The organism is Microcoleus sp. S13_C5 (assembly GCF_036700845.1).
Lineage (GTDB): Bacteria > Cyanobacteriota > Cyanobacteriia > Cyanobacteriales > Microcoleaceae > Microcoleus.
Window position 1 is genome coordinate 1 of record NZ_JAUBPR010000004.1, and the last position, 18,697, is coordinate 18,697.

The 18,697-nt window shown below is 43.6% G+C and carries 22 protein-coding genes; 4 read left to right on the forward strand and 18 right to left on the reverse strand.

Annotation, left to right across the window (positions count from 1 at the left end; genetic code table 11):
- A partial coding sequence (locus QUA04_RS02020; RefSeq protein ID WP_333253282.1) for a transposase occupies window positions 1–446 on the forward strand: 446 nt, incomplete at its 5' end.
- A 6-nt stretch (window positions 447–452) separates the two neighbouring features.
- On the opposite strand, the gene QUA04_RS02025 is transcribed toward QUA04_RS02020, so the two are convergent.
- The 17 genes from QUA04_RS02025 to QUA04_RS02105 all read right to left on the reverse strand — a co-directional run bounded on the left by QUA04_RS02025 (window position 453) and on the right by QUA04_RS02105 (window position 16,157).
- On the reverse strand, window positions 453–632 hold the full coding sequence (locus tag QUA04_RS02025; RefSeq protein WP_333253284.1) for a hypothetical protein: 180 nt from the start codon (window positions 630–632) through the stop codon (window positions 453–455).
- A 281-nt stretch (window positions 633–913) separates the two neighbouring features.
- Window positions 914–2,095, reverse strand: a complete 1,182-nt coding sequence (locus QUA04_RS02030) for a GTPase (RefSeq protein WP_333253286.1) — start codon at window positions 2,093–2,095, stop codon at window positions 914–916.
- A 195-nt stretch (window positions 2,096–2,290) separates the two neighbouring features.
- A complete protein-coding gene (locus tag QUA04_RS02035) occupies window positions 2,291–2,830 on the reverse strand; it encodes a Uma2 family endonuclease (RefSeq protein WP_333253288.1) in 540 nt (179 codons plus the stop codon).
- Between the two features lie 86 nt (window positions 2,831–2,916).
- A complete protein-coding gene (locus tag QUA04_RS02040) occupies window positions 2,917–3,489 on the reverse strand; it encodes a hypothetical protein (RefSeq protein ID WP_333253290.1) in 573 nt (190 codons plus the stop codon).
- Window positions 3,490–3,525: 36 nt separating this feature from the next.
- Window positions 3,526–4,386, reverse strand: a complete 861-nt coding sequence (locus QUA04_RS02045; RefSeq protein ID WP_333253293.1) for a hypothetical protein — start codon at window positions 4,384–4,386, stop codon at window positions 3,526–3,528.
- A gap of 10 nt (window positions 4,387–4,396) precedes the next feature.
- Window positions 4,397–4,615, reverse strand: a complete 219-nt coding sequence (locus QUA04_RS02050) for a hypothetical protein (RefSeq protein WP_333253295.1) — start codon at window positions 4,613–4,615, stop codon at window positions 4,397–4,399.
- Window positions 4,616–4,650: 35 nt separating this feature from the next.
- Entirely contained in the window at window positions 4,651–6,738 is a 2,088-nt protein-coding gene (locus tag QUA04_RS02055; protein ID WP_333253297.1) for an FtsK/SpoIIIE domain-containing protein, read from the reverse strand.
- Window positions 6,726–8,729, reverse strand: a complete 2,004-nt coding sequence (locus QUA04_RS02060; protein WP_333253299.1) for a hypothetical protein — start codon at window positions 8,727–8,729, stop codon at window positions 6,726–6,728. Before QUA04_RS02060 ends, QUA04_RS02055 begins: the two co-directional genes overlap by 13 nt.
- A gap of 535 nt (window positions 8,730–9,264) precedes the next feature.
- The gene (locus QUA04_RS02065; protein ID WP_006631110.1) at window positions 9,265–10,215 is read right to left on the reverse strand and encodes a F0F1 ATP synthase subunit gamma; all 951 of its coding nucleotides are present in this window, start codon (window positions 10,213–10,215) and stop codon (window positions 9,265–9,267) included.
- A gap of 128 nt (window positions 10,216–10,343) precedes the next feature.
- Window positions 10,344–11,861, reverse strand: a complete 1,518-nt coding sequence (gene atpA / locus QUA04_RS02070; RefSeq protein ID WP_333037344.1) for a F0F1 ATP synthase subunit alpha — start codon at window positions 11,859–11,861, stop codon at window positions 10,344–10,346.
- 111 nt (window positions 11,862–11,972) lie between these two features.
- Window positions 11,973–12,518 (reverse strand): ATP synthase F1 subunit delta, encoded by a 546-nt coding sequence (gene atpH, locus QUA04_RS02075; RefSeq protein WP_333102795.1) that lies wholly within the window; start codon window positions 12,516–12,518, stop codon window positions 11,973–11,975.
- 3 nt (window positions 12,519–12,521) lie between these two features.
- Window positions 12,522–13,049, reverse strand: a complete 528-nt coding sequence (locus tag QUA04_RS02080) for a F0F1 ATP synthase subunit B (protein WP_333048365.1) — start codon at window positions 13,047–13,049, stop codon at window positions 12,522–12,524.
- Between the two features lie 87 nt (window positions 13,050–13,136).
- Complete coding sequence (locus QUA04_RS02085; protein ID WP_006631106.1) at window positions 13,137–13,622, reverse strand: F0F1 ATP synthase subunit B'; 486 nt, start codon at window positions 13,620–13,622, stop codon at window positions 13,137–13,139.
- Between the two features lie 97 nt (window positions 13,623–13,719).
- On the reverse strand, window positions 13,720–13,965 hold the full coding sequence (atpE, locus tag QUA04_RS02090; RefSeq protein ID WP_006631105.1) for an ATP synthase F0 subunit C: 246 nt from the start codon (window positions 13,963–13,965) through the stop codon (window positions 13,720–13,722).
- A gap of 128 nt (window positions 13,966–14,093) precedes the next feature.
- Entirely contained in the window at window positions 14,094–14,852 is a 759-nt protein-coding gene (gene atpB / locus QUA04_RS02095) for a F0F1 ATP synthase subunit A (protein ID WP_242717111.1), read from the reverse strand.
- Between the two features lie 55 nt (window positions 14,853–14,907).
- Window positions 14,908–15,369, reverse strand: coding sequence for an ATP synthase subunit I (locus QUA04_RS02100; RefSeq protein WP_333253301.1), 462 nt, complete (start codon window positions 15,367–15,369; stop codon window positions 14,908–14,910).
- Between the two features lie 338 nt (window positions 15,370–15,707).
- The gene (locus QUA04_RS02105; protein WP_333253303.1) at window positions 15,708–16,157 is read right to left on the reverse strand and encodes a nitrate reductase associated protein; all 450 of its coding nucleotides are present in this window, start codon (window positions 16,155–16,157) and stop codon (window positions 15,708–15,710) included.
- Between the two features lie 185 nt (window positions 16,158–16,342).
- On the opposite strand from QUA04_RS02105, the gene moaA reads away from it, so the two are divergent.
- The 3 genes from moaA (at window position 16,343) to QUA04_RS02120 (ending at window position 18,064) form a co-directional block, all read left to right on the forward strand.
- Window positions 16,343–17,332 (forward strand): GTP 3',8-cyclase MoaA, encoded by a 990-nt coding sequence (gene moaA, locus QUA04_RS02110; protein ID WP_333253306.1) that lies wholly within the window; start codon window positions 16,343–16,345, stop codon window positions 17,330–17,332.
- 88 nt (window positions 17,333–17,420) lie between these two features.
- Window positions 17,421–17,771: a type II toxin-antitoxin system RelE/ParE family toxin gene (locus tag QUA04_RS02115; protein WP_194009249.1), complete on the forward strand. Its 351-nt coding sequence runs from the start codon at window positions 17,421–17,423 to the stop codon at window positions 17,769–17,771.
- Entirely contained in the window at window positions 17,768–18,064 is a 297-nt protein-coding gene (locus QUA04_RS02120) for an XRE family transcriptional regulator (RefSeq protein ID WP_333253309.1), read from the forward strand. The genes QUA04_RS02115 and QUA04_RS02120 overlap by 4 nt, the downstream gene beginning before the upstream one ends.
- A gap of 26 nt (window positions 18,065–18,090) precedes the next feature.
- Here QUA04_RS02120 and QUA04_RS02125 read toward each other — a convergent pair whose 3' ends face one another.
- Window positions 18,091–18,690 carry a Uma2 family endonuclease gene (locus QUA04_RS02125; protein WP_333253311.1) on the reverse strand — a complete coding sequence of 200 codons (600 nt, stop codon included), beginning with the start codon at window positions 18,688–18,690 and terminating at the stop codon, window positions 18,091–18,093.
- Window positions 18,691–18,697 lie beyond the last annotated feature (7 nt).

Consider the following 18,697-nt stretch of genomic DNA (forward strand, 5'->3'; position numbering starts at 1 on the left):
CAAGAGCCAAGGGATCAAAACCGAATAAACGCGGAAGAAATGTCTCAATAATTGGAGCTATATCGGTCAAAGAAGTCCTAACATCAGTCAATTTAATAGGTACAACTGATGGAATTACATTTGAGGCTTTTATTATCCGAAAATTAGTGCCAAAATTATGGAAAGCGGTTTGTGTAGTAATGGATAATTGTACTATTCATACCGGAGAAGAAGTAGAAAAAGCCATCCAAAAAAAAGGGGCAAAATTAATATACTTGTCGCCCTATTCGCCGGATTTCTCCCCAATTGAAAATTTATGGTCAAAACTTAAAAATATTCTCCGTTCTATCAAGACACCTAATTATCAAGAGTTAGCAAAAGCCATAGAGTTTGCATTTAGTGAAGTTACATCAGCAAATATTTGGAATTGGTTTACTCACTGCTGTTATTGTACCTCACCTTTGTAAGAAATGCTATATCTTGTAACTTCTCCAATAATAATCTACTTTGGATTGAATTAGACTGTGTTTTGCTGTCATGCCATTTTTCTCCGCGATTTGCCCGTCCACCCATTCCATATCGTCGGTGGGACTGGCTATAAAGTCTTCTAGAGAAACATTGTCTGATAAAACGGCTGCCATTACCATAGCCATTTACTCCCTTTTGTAGAATTCACTCATATTGTAGCAATCTTTGGTAATTGGTAATTGGAAATTGGAAATTGGAAATTGGTAATTGGTAATTGGAACTGAGATATTGCACCATTTTCAGCAACGCAAGATGCCTGTTCCACAAGAAAATCAATATCTTTGTGGAACAGGCATCTTGCCTGTTCATAAAAGGCTTATTGAGAATGGTGCAATATCTCAGTTGGAGTAAAAAAATAACCCATGCCCTATGCCCTATGCCCTATGCCCCATGCCCTATGCCCAATTTACTCAATATTAATTTGATTGGGAGGCTTAGGTTGATTCTGTTGCTCATCCTTCAAAGTTTTACGCCCAGAACTAGCATAATCTTTGTACAATTCCACAAACATCTTTGTCAACTGCTGTAAAGAAAGTTGTTCCCCATTAATTTGAGCTTTCATATAAGCTTTAAGCACTTCAATGTAAGCCAAACCGAGGGCAAGCGTGAGAGTTGCTGCGGTTGCACCGGAGATAGCACCGCCGACAACAGTACCCGCACCAGGAATCATTTTAATCAAATTAGTAACAATACTTCTGCCGACAGCAGTCACACCCCCAGCGCCGCTAATAGCAGACAGCATAGCCGAAATAAACCCCTTATCAAAGGGCATTCCAAAAATCACAGTAATATTAGCAATCATTGCCGTTTGCATCGTCATCAAAATCGGCGCATCTGCAAACGGTACAGGAGTCGCACCGACAATAGCCGAACCGGCTACATAAGCACTTAGATACTTAAATGCCATATCGGATTTGAGCGCAATATTAGCAATTTGTTCTTTAACAAAAGCTTTTTTAGCTACTTCCGGCAGCAGTTGAAAAGTTGCATCTACCAACTTATCTAAACCGTGAGATTTTACTGTATAATCCTCATCTATTTCTTCCGGTTCAGCCATAACGGGGATGATTTGACTGACGGGTAAATTCATGTGTTCCAGTTGCTTGAAAAATTCGCTCGGCTTTTTAGATGTAGTTTGAGTCAAAACTAAAATCACTGGTACATCTTTGACTTCCATTTCTTTTAGCCAGCTTTCCTCCACAGATTCTATTCTATTGGCGCTGTGATTGATGCAGTACCAGATGACGTGAATGTGTTCTTTTGGGTGCAGGAGTCTTTGGTCTTCAATCAGTTTAGCAACGTTTAATTGGATAACTTTAATTTGTTCGGCATTGAGTTCGAGTCCGGGAGTATCGTAGACTGTAATGGGGCAATTCGGTTTGGTATATTGGCGAATGCCTTGAGTGATGGGGCGGCCGACTCCGGTTTCTGCTAAGCGTTGGCGAAAAACGGAATTTATCAGGGTACTTTTGCCGACGCCGGTTTTGCCGATGACTAAAACATTGCACTGTCCCACTTGGTTTTCTGCATCTTTGAAGGCGTAGTAACTTCTATTTAAAAGCTCGTCTAAGGAAAAGTCGTCTGACATGGCGGTTTGCTCCGATAATGGTGGGATATTAATTAAATACCACCGAATAGAATTCCGATGCTCTACAAACGAAGTCCGCGAAGGCGGACTGAGGATTCTTAAACATATTGTAGCAATTTGATTTCAGAACTGGTGCAACGGGTAGAGGAGAGTTTTGTGTTGCGTGCTGCTAAATGAAAGGTTGTAGAATTTAGTTTAAGCTAGCAATCGATCGACATCGATGCTAAAACCGATCAGGATTTGTTGGGTACTGGCGGTATCGCCGGCTCGAAATGTCAATATTTGATTTTGAGTCATCACGAATATTAAACGACTTTCGGGAAAAACTAGCCAAACTTCCTGACAGCTAGATTCTAAATATTCCTGTGCTTTGAGAAAGACATCTTCAGCGATATCGGTGGGTGAAACTATTTCGGCAATTAAAGGGAAACTTTGGGGTAAAGTGGCAAGATTGCCAAATTGTGCAACTAATTCGGGTGTGAGATAAGCGACATCGGGCCGGCGAATTTGTTGCTTAGTGCGGCAAGGTGGTGAAATATAAACTTCTCCTCCTTGTTTGCTGGAAATCATGTAATTTGCCCAAGCACAACCCAGGCTTGATTGAATTTTACCATGCTTGAGCGTGGCTCCATTTTTCTCCACGAGTTGTCCGTCCACCCATTCCATGTTGTCGGGGGGATTAGCCATGAAGTCTTCTAAAGTAAAATTATCCTGTACAGCAGTAGCAGTGACCATAGTTATTTATTCGCTTTTAGTAAACTTACTTGTTACTATTATGACTGATACGGTGAGAAGTTATTGCGTGATGAGTACCCGCATTTTTACGGTAGTTTCTCGCGCAGGGAAAGCCAACTGTTGAGATTTTCATCTAAAACATATTGATAGCTGTCAGCGAGTGCTGCTATAACTTTTAAGCGATTTTTAAGTTTTCTTAACTCGCGAATTTCTGCAATGGGTAGCGTTTTCCAATTAGCTGCTTTTTTTTCCACATCTTCGCACGACTCTTTGATGTTGTTCCAAAACCAGTGTAGAATTAAGTTAACATCGAGAACAGGATGACCGGAAATTACTCCGTGTTTGTCTATCGCCCCAGCCCGCAGCATCATTGAGGAAATCGTAAAAGACTCACCGCTACCTGGTTTTTTGCGATCGGCATCATCGGCTAGGCGATCGTAAATTGCGGTTGCTACTTCTGCCCCTGTGCGATCTGGAAAACCTGAACCATTTGGACTTTTTCGAGCCTTAGCAGAGCAAATATCAGCTAATAATAGCCAGTTAAAGTCTTGTGGTTGCGCGGTTTTACCTGAAAATATGTTGTTTATCCAAATCAGTAGAGATTCGGCATTTGGTTCGAGGATGCGATTGATCGATATTGTCGCAGGATATTGAGTCATAATCCCATGTGCGATCGGCACTGAATAGCAGTTTTTTTACTTTGGCGAACCAAGCCACTTGAGAAACGTATAGCGAAATCTTGTCTGGCGGCTTAAGTCCTGGTAGTTGACTCCTGGAATCGCGCACATTCTAATCTTAACATTGCTGAACTTTGACTGCACTTCCGATTCCAGTTTTTCGAGAATAAATTTCTGCTGATTGTAGGTATCTTCTGGGAAATAAAGTCTCATCTCGCCACCACCGTTAAGACACTTAGCATCCGCATACTTTTCAGCAGTTTCCTTGAGGCTTTTGATATTTAGCTCAACTGAACTTCTTTTACCTAGTTCTGGATTGGCAGGTTGCCAAGCTTTTGCGTCACAAATAAGATGACAGGAACTTACATAAAAATCGGGGTTTAGTTGTTTCCCCGAATTTGATTCAAGCTTAGGTTTTATCTGGAATTCTGACCAATCAAGCTTATCTTCACTGTCAACGTCTAACAAAACTTTCAAAACTGCTAGTTCTCCTGAGTCTCCTAACATTTTGAGCCAAGGCCAACTCTTGTAAGCCAAAGGATTGTTTTTCAAATCTGTGATGATACTTGTGATGATAGAAGTATCAGCAGAAGTATTGGCTAAGCTAATTGTTGGAGAAATGATTGAAGCCAAAAAATTTTGATTCCCAATCGTACCAACACCCCACCGACTTTGTATCTCTTCCAATTCCTCTCTTAAATGTTCAACTTGACTTAAACATTCCTCACACATTTCTAGCAGCGTAGAAAACTGCCAATCTAACTCAGAAGCAGGACACTCAGAGAGTCGATCGGCGCAAGCGCGAACTTCTTCCATCGTTTCTAGTAGTTGGACGACTTTACTCCGCCATTGTTCGATGTCGTCTCTGAGTGTCCCCATATTTTACTCCTTAACCCCAACGGGATTTAATTTCTTCAAGCATTTCTATGGCTGTTCTGAGTTCGCTAGATACCTCGTCACAGCCCTCTGATAAACTTGAGAATTTTCTGCTTAGTTCAGATTCAACAGTCTCAGGAATAGTTGCTGATGAACTACTCACCTCTTCCAGAGACTCAACTATTCTATTAATCATTGCCCGGAATTCTTCAATTTCAGATGATAGACTCATTGAGATACCTCCATCTCAGGAATAGATAAAACATTTTACAATTCGGTAGTGAGATAGCGCCAGAGCGTATCTTCTACTAAGACTTTCTTGCCGACTGGAACTTGAATATAGGGAGTATTTACGTAATTATTGTCATCACCTCCAACTAGCATTAAAACAGCCCTGCCGCGAGATTCTTTTGAGATTTTAGCAGCTTGGCTAGTTGCTATAATAGCTTGACTAGCGTCTGAACTTACTCGGAAAACGATTTTTTCTTCGCAGGATTCAAGCACCTGTGGTGTAATTATGGCAGTTGATGGTCTTTGAGTGCAGTAAATAACATGAAGACCGCATTTACGCCCCTTACGCGCATACTCAATTAATCTCGTCTGAATCGTTTCTTTTAATTTACTGGGCGCAAGTGCTATGTCTGCTGCTTCATCAATAATCCAAAGCGTGCGCTGAATCTCTACACCCTCTTCTCTTAACTGTTGAATATTCTGGACTTCAGCTTCTTTCATTAACTCAATTCGTCTTTGATACTCCTCAGTATGAATTTTTTCAACTAATTTCTGACATTCTTCTACGGTTGTGATAATTTCAACGTTATCTTGGAAGTGCTTCGCCAAAAAGTTAAAGTCAACTCCAGCAAAATCGGCGATATAAATTTTTCCGGTGGGATTAGCATAGAGAAATTGGAAAATTACCCAATTGAGAAAGTTAGTTTTCCCTGCACCTGGTACGCCAGCAACTAAGCGATGAGGAGTTTCTGCCCAGCTTGATATTACGGGATTTCCTTCGTCATTAATGCCTACAATGTAGCAATCTCGGTAAGTATCATAATCTTGTTCGAGAAGATTTTTGTAATACTTGAATAAGCCTTCAGTATTAGCAACGGGCAAGGATTTTTCTGTCCTACTTTCAATAGAGATTTCCTGGGAAACAGCTATGCGGAAAAAGCCGCTAATTTCTTGAGCTGTCGCCAGCCGGTGCAATGGTTTTAAATCAACCATTCGAGATGGGGACGGAGTTGATGACAACTTCGCTAAACCTGAACCATCTGAAACAGCATTATATAGTTGCGGTAAATTTGGATTTTGATCTGAGTTGACACCGCCTATCATTGGTGGTTGATTTGGATGGTACAATGATGGTTTGTCGGGAAGACTGCCAAAATTACCACCGAATTTTGCTAATCCTTTTTTTTCGGGCTGAATTGCATTTACAATTGACATTTGACTGTTGTTTTTCTGCCAACCTTCCCATTCAATAGCACTGGAAATATCTACGTTTTTTGTGGCTTCCAAGCTTTCGTAAAATCCGGGTTTATCTTTGCTAATTTGGATGATTCGGCATCGTTTCCCGTGAGGTGTTTGTTTGATGGCGTGATTGATGAGAGTGTCGAGGACGGGAAAAGCATCGGCACGATTTTCGGCTAGGGCTTTGATGCTATATTGGAATAGGTCGCTGTTGGGATATGACTGTTGGTATTTTTGGTAGAGTGCTGATGTGACTGAGAGAATGTTGTCTTTGATTCCGGTGGTGTTGGCGTTGACTTTATCCAATTGAGCGAGCATTTGGTTGATGGCATTTACCCACAAGAATTTTTGAGTGGGGTTGTCATAGGTTTTCAGGGTGATTTCTAAAATTAGTTTGCTGTCTAAGCGGTGGATGACTTCGCAGACTGCTGACATATCATTGGTTTGATTTGCCTCGAAAAGGTGAGGTAGGTAGTAATTTTGGGGTGGGATGAATTCTTCATGTTTGAGAATTTCGCCAATTGTTTGCACCCATTCTAAGTTTTGAAATGGGGTAAGGTTTGGTTGAGGGGTGAGGGTGAAGAATTGGCTTAATTTGCCTTTGGTGAGGAGGCTCAGGATTTGTTCGGAATGTTCTTCTGTGTGGGTGTTGTGGGGGTGATTGATGAGGAGGTAGGTTTTGAGTTTGGGGGATTGATCGGGTTCATAGATGTAGCGGAGGGAAATTGTTAGGTTAGTACCGAGGTGGCTAATTGAGCTTATTAGCTGTTCTTGGGTTTGCTGGAGGTTTTTACGGAGTTCAGTTGGGCGAGTGTTATCGTGAATAGTCCGCTTAGGAGTAATCTCTAAGCCGAGAAGATATGATTGATTACTTATTCTTTCCATTGAGTATTTAACTTGTATATAAGAGACTGTATGTCTTTAATGTTTTTCTCTGTTTTTTCACGATATCTGACCACAAAGGGAAACCTTATTCCTATTGTTACTATTAATATCACGCCGAGCCATGCCCATCCATAAAAAACTGGTACTACAATAAGTAGGGCATAATATAACACAATTAATAAGGCTTGTGTGTCATTGAATCCACACTGGAATGATAAATTCAAGTCATACTTTCTTAATTGATATAATGTCTTAAATAAATCATCTAATGCTGTTTTTGATGACACGATGGGGTTTAAAAAGGATTGAATAGTTTGATTTTTTTTTATATATTCCTTTATTGATTTCAAATCCATTTGAATTTTGTAAATTTGGTTGTAAGTATGGAATTCTGTAGTATAAAGTACAAAATTTGCGTCACAAACACACACATTTTCAGGAAGAGGAAAAAGACGCAGTTCGCTAGCCCAGGAAGACTCTAAATTAGTCATGATCTCAATAACTTCTTTAATCAAAATTTGATTAGATTTAACTTTTATCTGCTCTGTTTCAGTTTCAGAAATTTGATGTCTTAATACTTGTAGCCAACTTTCAATAGCTGACAGATATTCATCCTGCTTATTTTGCAGAAATTGTTTCAACACTGAAACCGATCGCCCATATCGTTGCGCTAATGATTCGGATGTTGTTATAGCACTTGTAAATAGTTCTGAAATTTTCCTGTAATCCTGACTTGCTGATGAAAAATAAGTTTCTAGTTGTGAAATTGTTAAGTCTTGTAGTTGAGGCTTCTGCAAAGTATTCAAACTGTAGCTAAAAACCAAAGCCTTCAATATCGTATCAGCATCAGGCTCTACTCTAACCAACTCCTGCTTGTATGGAGTCAACAGCCTCACCGCCGCATTCCGCAACTCTATCTTTTCCAACAATAACTGACTCAAGGTTTTCAGCCTTCTGCTTAAATCAGTTGTTGTATTGATAATCTCCGCCGCATAAATTCTCAATGCTATTTCATTGTTGAAATTAGCTAAAAACTCTTCCAAAAGTCCATAGATAAAATCCTCAGCATAGTGATGAAATACTGACTGAGCTTGACGCAGCGCCACTTCATGCAATTTGGGATTTGTCTCTTCCAACAACAACTTGCTTAAAGTTTGCACCCTTCTGTTTAAATCCGTTGCTGTATTGATAATCTCCGCCGCCTTAATTCTCAATGCTATTTCATTGTTGGAATTATGCAAAAACTCTTCCAAAAGTCCATAGATAAAATCCTCTATCTCGGCAGAGGGTTTAAATAACGACTGAGCTTGACGCAGCGCCACTTCATGCAATTTGGGATTTCTCTCTTCCAACAACAACTTGCTTAAATTTTTCAGCCTTCTGTTTACATCCGTTGCTGTATTGATAATCTCCGCCGCCTTAATTCTCAATGAGGTTTCATTGTTGGAATTATGCAAAAACTCTTCCAAAAGTCCATAGATAAAATCCTCAATCTCAGCAGATTCTTTAAAAATTAACTCAGCTTGCCGCAGCGCAGCTTCCTGTACAATGCTATTGGGTGATATCAATCCCAAATACACCCCTCGCCCGTGTAACTTGGAAATGACATCCCCGATTAAATCCTGATAATTCAAAGATCTATCATTATCATTTAATAATTCATCAGCGGGCCCGTATATCCAAAATTCTAGATGTCTTTCATATTCGGCCGTTGTTTCCCCTCTGGTGTTTAGGCGCGGAATTCTGTTAATTTCCACCAGCTTACGATCTCGAATTTCCCGGCGTATGCGATCTAGAGGTTCAGTGAAACCGCCCCCTTGTAAATTTTCTAAACTCTGTCGAGAATATCCGATCGCCTCCAACGCCGAAGCAGCCGCCCACCGAGTCAAATCGTTGCTAACTTCCCCCTTCCCCTTGACTTCCTTCGCGATATCTCTAAGCACATCCCAGTCATCTAGAGCTTCTTTAACGTGATAGTGTTTTGCAGCCACGCCTAAGCCTTGTAGCGCTAGAGCCCGGGTGGTTAGTGATGCTTGAGTTTGCCAGATATTGACGAAGAAAGGAACAGCGCGATCGGGATTGTTTTCTGCAAAATCGAAGAATGCTTGGATTTGTTCTCCTACATTCCTATAGCGATCGGGTAAATCGCCTCCGCCTGGGATGTTTGAAAGGTTACTCATGGGCTTAACTCAGATAGAGGGGGAAGCGCATGGAGAAATTATAACTGTTGCGGCCGAGCTTGTACCAATTTTGTGAAAGTTTGCTGCGAGTAATTCCTGTAGGGGCAATCCCCCCGTGGCCGTGGTTGCCCCGATCCTTATTCGGTGGCATCGGAATTGATATTACCCAGAGTCAGGGCACGGCAGTCCCCTTTCCCTACAATTAATCGGTGATGGTTACATCCGAGCGAGAAAGATTGATTATTTTGGGTAGGGAAACGGGATTGCGGTGTCCTCCTTTGCTTAAAAAAAGCGCCTGAGTTCCCCCAGACGCATACCATAAAATCAACAAATTGTCAACCCTAACCTAACCATTCAAAGCCTCAGCACCGCCGCAAACTTCCAAGATTTCCTGAGTAATTGCCGCTTGCCGCGCCTTGTTATAAGTCAGCGTCAAACTACCGATCAAATCGCTAGCATTCTCACTAGCATTGTTCATCGCCGTCATCCGCGCAGCCAACTCGCTAGCAGCAGACTCTTGCAAAGCCCGCAGCAATTGGTTGTTCAAATACAAGGGCAAAAGAGCCTCCAGAATTTGCGCCGGATCTTGCTCGAAAATCATGTCTCTGGGCAAGCTCTTCGTAGGTGAAGCAACCTTCTCGCGCGATACTTGAAACTGTCCGCCTTGCGATGTCAAGCGGAAGATTTCATCATCGGGAGTTTCCAAACCTTGGGGGTCGAGGGGCAGCAAAGTTTGAATTACCGGACGCGAACTAATTAGTGACACAAACTTGGTGTAAATTAGCTCAACTCTGTCCACAGTTCCTGACAGGAACAAAGAAAGCAATTCGTCAGCAATTTGTGCCGCTTCCGGTGCTGTGGGAATTTGTTCTAAGTTAGCGTAAGTAGCATCAATCGGCTGTTCGCGGCGCTGGAAATACTGAGTAGCTTTGCGTCCTACCAACACGTATTTGTAGTCTAAGCCTTCAGCTTTGATTTCCTTAGCGCGATTTTCGGCGTATCTGATGATGTTGCTGTTGTAGCCGCCGCACAAACCCCGATCGCCCGAAACTACCAACAGTCCCACCGATCGCACTTCGCGTTTTTTCAGCAGCGGCAAATCCAGGTTTTCAAACTGCAAGCGTTCCGCCAAACCGTACAATACCTCTGCCAGTCGATCGGCAAAAGGCCGAGTAGCAGTCACCTGTTCTTGAGCGCGGCGCACCTTTGCAGCGGCCACCAAGCGCATTGCTTCTGTAATCTTTTTAGTGTTCTTGACCGACTTAATGCGATCGCGAATAGTTTTCAGATTTGCCATAACTTTCTCCTTACATCCTTGCCCGCATCTTCTTAATTAAAACCGCAGATTAACGCAGAGTAACGCAGATTAACTTCAGATTATCTGCGTTAATCCGCGTTCATCTGCGGTTCAAAATTCCTACTTGTCTACGCAGAAACTAGAAAACTTTGCTTGTATTCAGTGATGCCTTCTTTCAGCAGCTTCTCAGCTTCATCAGTCAAAGCTTTTCCGCCTTGAACAATTTCGCCGTACTTCGGCTTGCTAGTCCGCAAATAGTCGCGCAAACCAACAGTAAACTTGCTGACTTTTTCCACTGGGATGTCATCCATATAGCCGTTAATACCGGCATAGATTACAGCCACTTGTTCGTTCATCGGCAGAGGCGAACTTTGGGGCTGTTTCAACAGTTCCCGCAAGCGCTGACCGCGCGACAATTGATTCTGAGTAGCTTTATCCAAGTCAGAAGCAAACTGAGAAAATGCTGCCAGTTCTTCAAACTGTGCCAATTCCAATTTCACCTTACCGGCTACTTTTTTCATGGCCTTAGTTTGAGCCGCCGAACCTACCCGCGATACCGAAATACCGGGGTTTACTGCAGGACGCAAACCAGCGTTAAACAAGTCAGAAGAAAGGAAGATTTGACCGTCGGTAATCGAAATTACGTTCGTCGGAATGTAAGCAGAAACGTCACCAGCTTGGGTTTCGATAATTGGCAAAGCAGTCATGCTGCCTTCGCCCAAATCGTCGCTCAATTTAGCAGCGCGTTCTAGCAAGCGAGAGTGCAGGTAAAACACGTCTCCGGGATAAGCTTCGCGACCGGGAGGACGGCGCAGCAACAAGGACATTTGGCGGTAAGCTTGTGCTTGTTTGGAAAGGTCATCGTAAATGACCAAAGTGTGCTTGCCTTTGTACATGAAATACTCGGCTAAGCTAGCACCTGTATAAGGAGCCAAGTATTGCAGGGTTGCGGGGTCACTAGCGTTGGCTGCTACTACGATCGTGTAGTCCATCGCGCCCTTTTCTTGCAGGACGTTGACGATGTTAGCTACTGTAGAAGCTTTTTGACCGATCGCCACGTAAACGCAGATCACGTTTTCCGATTTTTGGTTAATAATCGTGTCGATCGCGATCGCAGTTTTACCGGTTTGTCTGTCACCGATAATCAGTTCCCGCTGTCCTCTTCCCACCGGAATCATCGCATCAATAGCGGTAATTCCTGTTTGCATGGGTTCGTAAACAGAACGGCGAGAAACAATCCCCGGTGCCGGAGATTCAATCAAGCGAGATTCAGTAGTTTTAATTTCTCCTTTGCCGTCAATCGGACGGGCCAAAGCATCAACTACCCGTCCCAACATTGCTTCACCCACGGGGACTTCAGCAATTCTGCCAGTAGCAGTAACTGCCGAACCTTCTTGAATGCCGAGGCCTTGGCCCATCAACACTGCACCCACGTTATCTTGTTCGAGGTTCAGTGCAATGCCCACAGTGCCGTCGGCAAATTCTAGCAATTCCCCAGACATAGCTTTATCCAAGCCATAAATCCGGGCAATGCCGTCGCCTACTTGCAGAACAGTACCGACGTTAGAGACTTTTACGTCTTGGTCGTACTGCTCAATTTGCTGGCGAATAATGCTGCTAATTTCGTCAGGTCTGATTGCTGCCATGTCAGTTGTTTTTTGTCAGTTGTTTGTTGTCAGTTGTCAGTTATCAGTTGTTCAAAACTACCAACCGTTAACTGCTAATTAAATTAGCTAATAGTCATTAGCTATTGACTCTCAGGAATTCAAGCGAATTCCTAGACGGCGCAATTGTCCCCGCAGGCTGGCATCAATTACTTGAGAGCCTACTTTGATTACCACACCGCCGATTAAATCTGCGTCTATTTTGGTTTCAATTTCTACGCTTCTAGCGCTGGTCATCGCCTGCACTTTCTCGCGAACAGTCTGCTGTTGAGCGTCTGAAAGCGGGACTGCCGATGTAACTTCAGCCAATACTGTTTGGTTTAGTTCTCGGAGCCTTGCCAAGTATTGTTTGCCAATCCCTTCTAAAAAAAGAATTCTTCCTTTGTCTACTAATAGCTTCAGAAAGCTGTGCATCAAGGGGCTCATTTCTTCACCCGCTATTTGCTGAATCACGGCTTTTTTAGCATCCGGTTTTACCAGCGGATTGGCTAAAAATTGACGCAAGTCTTCCGAACCTTCTAGCAGGCTCAGCAAGGAACGAATATCTTCGCCGAACTTCTCTGAGAGATTGTTGGACTGAGCCAGTGACATCAAGGCAGATGCGTAAGGCTGTAAGACTTCTGTGCTGACTGTACTCACGTTTTAGCCTCCCAGTAACGCAATGCTGCGATCGATTAATTGGTGTTGAGCGCCGTCGTCCAAGCTAGTTTTTAGCTGGCTTTCCACCTTTGCTAATGCCAGAGATACAACCGCCGATCGCAGTTGGGCGATCGCTCTTTCCCGCTCCGCTTCCAACTCTTGACCTGCTGTTGCTCTCATGCGTTCAACGTCTTGCGCTGCCTGAGCTAGAATTGCTTCTTTTGCTTTCTTGGCAGTTTCTTCAGCAGCGGCACGAATGCGTTCGGCTTCTGCTTGCGCTTGAGTCAATTTTTGCTGTTGCTCTGCTAGAGCTGCTGCTGCATCTTTTTGGCGTTTTTCTGCTTCTTGAATCGCCTCTTGGATGGCCGAACGCCTCTCTGTCAGGATTTTACCTACAAATCCGCGCCCGAAATAAAACAGCACTGCAATAATAATGACCAGGTTAATCAGGTTGGTTTCTAAAATATCGAAATTTAAACCGAAACCACCTTCGCCGCTAGCTTCTGTGGCTAGCAATAAAACAGTCCCCATGATACTCTTCCATAATTGCGCGTGCAGATTGGGTGAAGCGATTTTAGATTTGAGATTCCATCAAAAATCTAAAACTCTTCGGTCTCGCTATTTGGCCAGCGACTGCCCTAATAGCTTTTCGAGAATTTGGCCGCTGAGCGCGTCTACTTGTTGTTCTAGTGAGCGCATTGCTTCTTGCTTTTGCTGCTCTATTTCTTGCCCAGCCTTTTCTCGCGCGACTTGAGCTTCTTGTTGAGCCTCAGCTACTTTTGCTGCCCCAATTTTTTGGGCATCAGCTTGAGCAGCAGCAATTACTGATTGAGACTGTTTGCGAGTTTCTCCCAGTTTTTGCTCGTACTGCTGCGCTAGTTGCTGAGCTTTTGCCAAGCGTTCTTGGGCGGAGACTTGAGTGTTGCGAATGTAATCGGCGCGATCGTCAATTGACTTGCTGAGCGGCTTGTAAAAAATTACATTCAAGACTGCGACTAGAATTAAAAACTGCACCGCCATCAGAGGCAGCGTAGCATCTATATCAAACAGTCCCCCTTCCTTAGCCGCTTCTTCAACTGCTAGTAATACTGTCCAGTGCATCATGATTTTTTGACGGCTTCCATCTAATTCGCTTAATCGATTTTAGATTTGAGATTTTGGATTAGAATCGCCAAAACCTCAAATCTAAAATTTCCAATTATTATGCGAAGGGGTTGGCAAACAGCAGCACTAGGGCTACGACCAAACCGTAAATTGTGAGCGCTTCCATGAACGCCAAACTCAACAGCAAGGTGCCGCGAATTTTACCTTCTGCTTCCGGCTGACGGGCAATCCCTTCTACAGCCTGACCTGCTGCATTTCCTTGACCAATGCCAGGGCCGATTGCAGCTAAACCTACTGCCAAAGCGGCGGCAATTACGGAAGCGGCAGCAACTGTTGGGTTCATGATGATTTTCCTTATCTAAAGTACAAAATTGAGAACAGATAGTCTAGAGAATTGTCCGATTTAACGGGAGGAAGTTTGAGTTCAGAATTTTTCTTTTTCCTCCTTCATTCTTCGCCGTTTATCGTTAGTTAATCGTGGTGTTCTTCGCCGTGACCGCCTTCTAGAGCTTCACCTATGTAGGCTGCGGCTAAGGTTGCAAAAATCAAAGCTTGAATTGCACTGGTAAATAGTCCCAGAACCATCACTGGCAGAGGAACAAATAAAGGCACTAGCAACACTAGCACTCCGACCACCAATTCGTCCGCAAGAATGTTGCCAAACAAACGGAAACTTAGGGACAGAGGCTTAGTGAAATCTTCTATGATTTTGAACGGCAACATGAAAGGCACCGGTTCAACATAGTGGGCGAAATACCCCAAGCCGCTTTTGCTGAGACCTGCATAAAAATATGCTAGAGAAGTCAGCAGTGCAAATGCTACCGTCGTGTTGATGTCAGCGGTAGGAGCTCCCAATTCGCCTGATGGCAGCTTAATCAGCTTCCAAGGAATTAGAGCACCAGACCAGTTTGACACAAAGATGAACAGAAATAATGTACCAATAAACGGTACCCAAGGGCGATATTCTTTTTCCCCAATTTGGTTTTTAGCCAAGTCCCGAATAAATTCCAGCGCATACTCCATAAAATTTTGCATTCCGCTGGGAATTCGCTGGATTTTGCTGGTTCCTAAAATCGAAACTACGACTAAAACAGCAATTACAAACCACGAGGTTAGAAAAACCTGTCCATGAACTTTCAGATTGCCGAGTTGCCAGTACAACTGCTGGCCAACTTCCAATTTGGCGAGGGGGAAACGATTAAAGGTGTTTAGAACGTCAAGCATTGCCATTCAACGGGCTTCCCCATACAAATCGATGAGTTGAGTTTTGCTCTTCTTACCTGACTTACCTGTAATCTAGTGCTAATGCACTTCGGATCACGTAAACCATCAGCGCAGCTTTGTAAGTCAGAAATCCCAAAAATATCGGTAAAATCTGTAGCTGATTCCACTGTGTTCCTACTATCATCACCGCGAAAAACAGACCGAGCCTTGTCTTGCTGATGCGTTGATTTTGGCTGCCGATTCGTTCAACGTCTCTAGCCAACATCTTTAAGTAAACCACACCTGTGACCGCCCCAAGCAAATAATTCAGGGCAATATTGAGCGAGTAAAAAATCCAAACGGAGATAAAAATAATCGCCGTAAAAGCAAGGGTGTACACCAACAACTCTTGTTGGAGGCGATAAAAGTCTTGCATGGGATTGCTAGTCTCGGACGAGGCTGTCGAGACTGTCGAGACTGTGCCAGCTTGAGGAATATCCTCGTTTGCTGCTGCGGGTTCGGTGGGTGTGTTTTGCGTGTTCACGAAGCTCAGAAACTAATGCAGGTAGCAGGCGAGTGCTTTGCAAACTCAGAAAAATCATACCACGCTGCGGTAACAATACTTAAAATAAAATTAATCATATTTTCAGAATTTGGTGTCTGGCGCGTCGGAAACCTCAAGCCGTTAAATGCCCGATCGACCTCACCCTACTTCTCCCACCGCCACACTGCACTTTGTTACACATTGTTCTCTTGCTTCTCACTGATTAAACCTCACTTAGTGAGAATTGACAGAGGACGATCGGGCAAATAGATGATCAGACTCTCCCTTCTCGGACTCTGCGCCCTCTGCGCCCTAGAAAAGTCAATTAAAACTTGATCTCATTCAATAACTTTAAACTCTTGAAGCGCCGGGAGAAAGTTTTTATTCTCGTGGCTCGATCGACTAAGCTTAATCAAAGCAAATCGCTGTAGTGGCTGCAAACTCGCCCACTGTGCCAAAGAAATTGTCACGCCGAGCTCTTGCGCTTTTGCCGAAACAGACTCCGGTACAGTTGCAGCATCCATCCACGGGGGATTTTCATCAACAGCCAAATCTGTTCCCGGTTTGCCTGTCTGTTGAATTAATATTTGATTTAGCTTTTCTCGGTAATCAATAATTTCTGCTTGTGTCAAGCAAGGTAACTCTACAAGACTTTGCCGTTCTGCTTGGTTGAAATGATTCCAATCCTGCAACTTCAATTTAATGCCGCAAGTATCTAACTTGAGACGTACTTGCATCGGAATGCAGCGCAAAGCTTCCACAAAATCAGCTTCAAATTCAAAAAACATATATTTAGCAAGTTTATTTGAGTTGTGAATGATATTTTTTTATTAACCGCAGAGGGCGCAGAGGGCGCCGAGTAAGAGAGGAGGGGGAAGGTGAAAAGAAATTGATGCAGGTTTATTGCTCTATATCAATAATTGCAGAAAATCGAGTCAGCATTTATAATTAAATAATATTACAAACTATTGACATGGATACCGTAGACTACCTTCGGATTAGCTTGATAGACCGCTGCAACTTCCGCTGTCTCTACTGTATGCCGGAAGGTAGCGAGTTGGACTATGTATTGCAGCAGCAGTTGTTAACTCACTCGGAATTGCTAACTCTGCTGCGGGAAGTTTTTATACCCGTGGGATTTACCAAGTTTCGCTTGACTGGAGGGGAACCGCTGCTGCGGCCTGGGGTGGTGGAATTGGTAAGGTCGATCGCCTCAATGCCCCAAACGCGAGATTTGTCAATGACAACTAATGGCTTTTTGCTCGCCGGAATGGCGGAAAATCTCTACAATGCTGGTTTGCGCCGGATTAATATTAGTTTGGATTCCTTGGAACCGGAGACTTTTGATAAGATAATTGGTAGTCGGGGACGATCGCGATGGATGCAGGTTTGGGAGGGAATTCAAGCAGCTTATCAAGCAGGATTCGACCCGCTGAAACTGAATGTTGTGGTAATTCCCGGTGTGAATGACAGCGAAATATTAGATTTGGCTGCATTAACTATTGACCGGAATTGGCACGTTCGATTTATTGAGTTTATGCCGATCGGCAATGGGGAGTTATTTGGCGATAAAGGTTGGGTAGCATCAGCCGAATTGCGACAACAAATTAGCGACAAATACGGGTTAGCCGAGTCGGGAGTGCGCGGAAATGGGCCGGCGGATGTGTTTCAAATTCCGGGGGCGAAAGGCACTTTAGGATTTATCAGCCAAATGTCCGAGTGTTTTTGCGATCGCTGCAACCGGATGCGTTTGTCTGCTGACGGGTGGCTTCGGCCTTGTCTGCTGAACGAAACGGGTCAAATTGACTTAAAAACTGCTTTACGGAATGGGGTGTCTACAGGCGAATTGCGCGATCGAGTGCGGCACATATTAGAGATTAAACCGGAGATTAATTTCAAGCAGCGAGATTCGGGAACTACTCAAGGAAATTACAGCCGCACAATGTCTCAAATCGGCGGGTGAACGGCCCGAAATCGATCGCTGAAGAAATAAAATACTTAAGGCAATACTTGACTATAATTGTCACAGTATTCGATTCTCAACAAACTCGATGACCATCAAGCCGATTCGGTGGGTTGGCCCTGCCCGCGAAGAAATCCAATCTCTTCCTGAAGATGCCCGAAAAGAAGCCGGTTTTTCACTTTGGACTCTCCAGCAGGGCATACAACCACCAGACTTTAAACCGATGTCGATCGTAGGTAAAGGCGTTGAAGAAATTCGGATTCGGACAGAAAATGCCTATCGGGTTTTCTATATTGCTAGATTTGAAGAAGCTATTTATGTGCTCCATGCCTTCCAAAAGAAAACTCAGAAAACAGCCAAGAAAAATATCGAAGTTGGGCAGAAACGCTACCAAGAGTTGTTACAAAATCGTTTAAACTCAAGAGAACCGGAACAATGAGCGAAAATACTATTACCCAAGCAGTCGATAATATCTTTCTAGACCTCGGATTCTCATCTGAAGAAGCGGATAACTTACTAATCCGATCGCAACTAATTCTCGCCCTGACTCATCAGATTAAAGAGCGCGGTTGGACTCTCGATCAAACGGCTCAACATCTCCAACAGTCCAACGATCGAATCAAAGCTCTAACTCAAGGTAAAATAGGGCAGTTTTCCGTTGACAGTCTGATTGCAATGCTCAATAAAGTAGGTATGACTGTCAAAGTCGAAATTTGCCCCAAGGTAGGTTAGGTGAAAATTATGCAATTTGGCGCATTCTACAACTGAAACTCTCCTCCCAAAACTTGTCCAGCCGTTAAATTCAACTGCGGAAATGTTGGAGAAACAAGTGTTTGTTCCCCTTGAAAAACCCCAACTTCGACATACTCACCTGATTCTAGTCGTAGTACCGCTACTATCTCCTCTTGAGGGTCAACAATCCAATATTCAGGGATACCCCGCGCTGCATATTGAGCTCGTTTACTAATGTAATCGCGATCGCGCCCAACTCTACCTGGACTAACAACCTCGACAACCAACTGAGGAGGTGGCATAGTTTGGGTGATGGTTAGCCTGGTTGCTGTCAGCAAGATGTGTTCGGGGCGCAAAACCACCAAATCTGGGTAGCGGTTAGCTGCGTCGCCCTCCCGCAGGATCGGAACTTGGATTTCGCACATATGTGTTCTGATCAGCCTCAGTGGGATGAACCCGCTACTAGCCAGAGTGAATAGTAGATAGTTAGCAATGAAATTGTTGGGGCCCGATTCTGGTGGCAATGTTACTAACTCTCCATCAATTAATTCGTAGCGGTTGTCGGTGTCGTCCTCATAGGTGAGGTACTCTTCAAAGGTAAGTTTCTGTTTGTGGGCTTGTGTCATTTTTTAC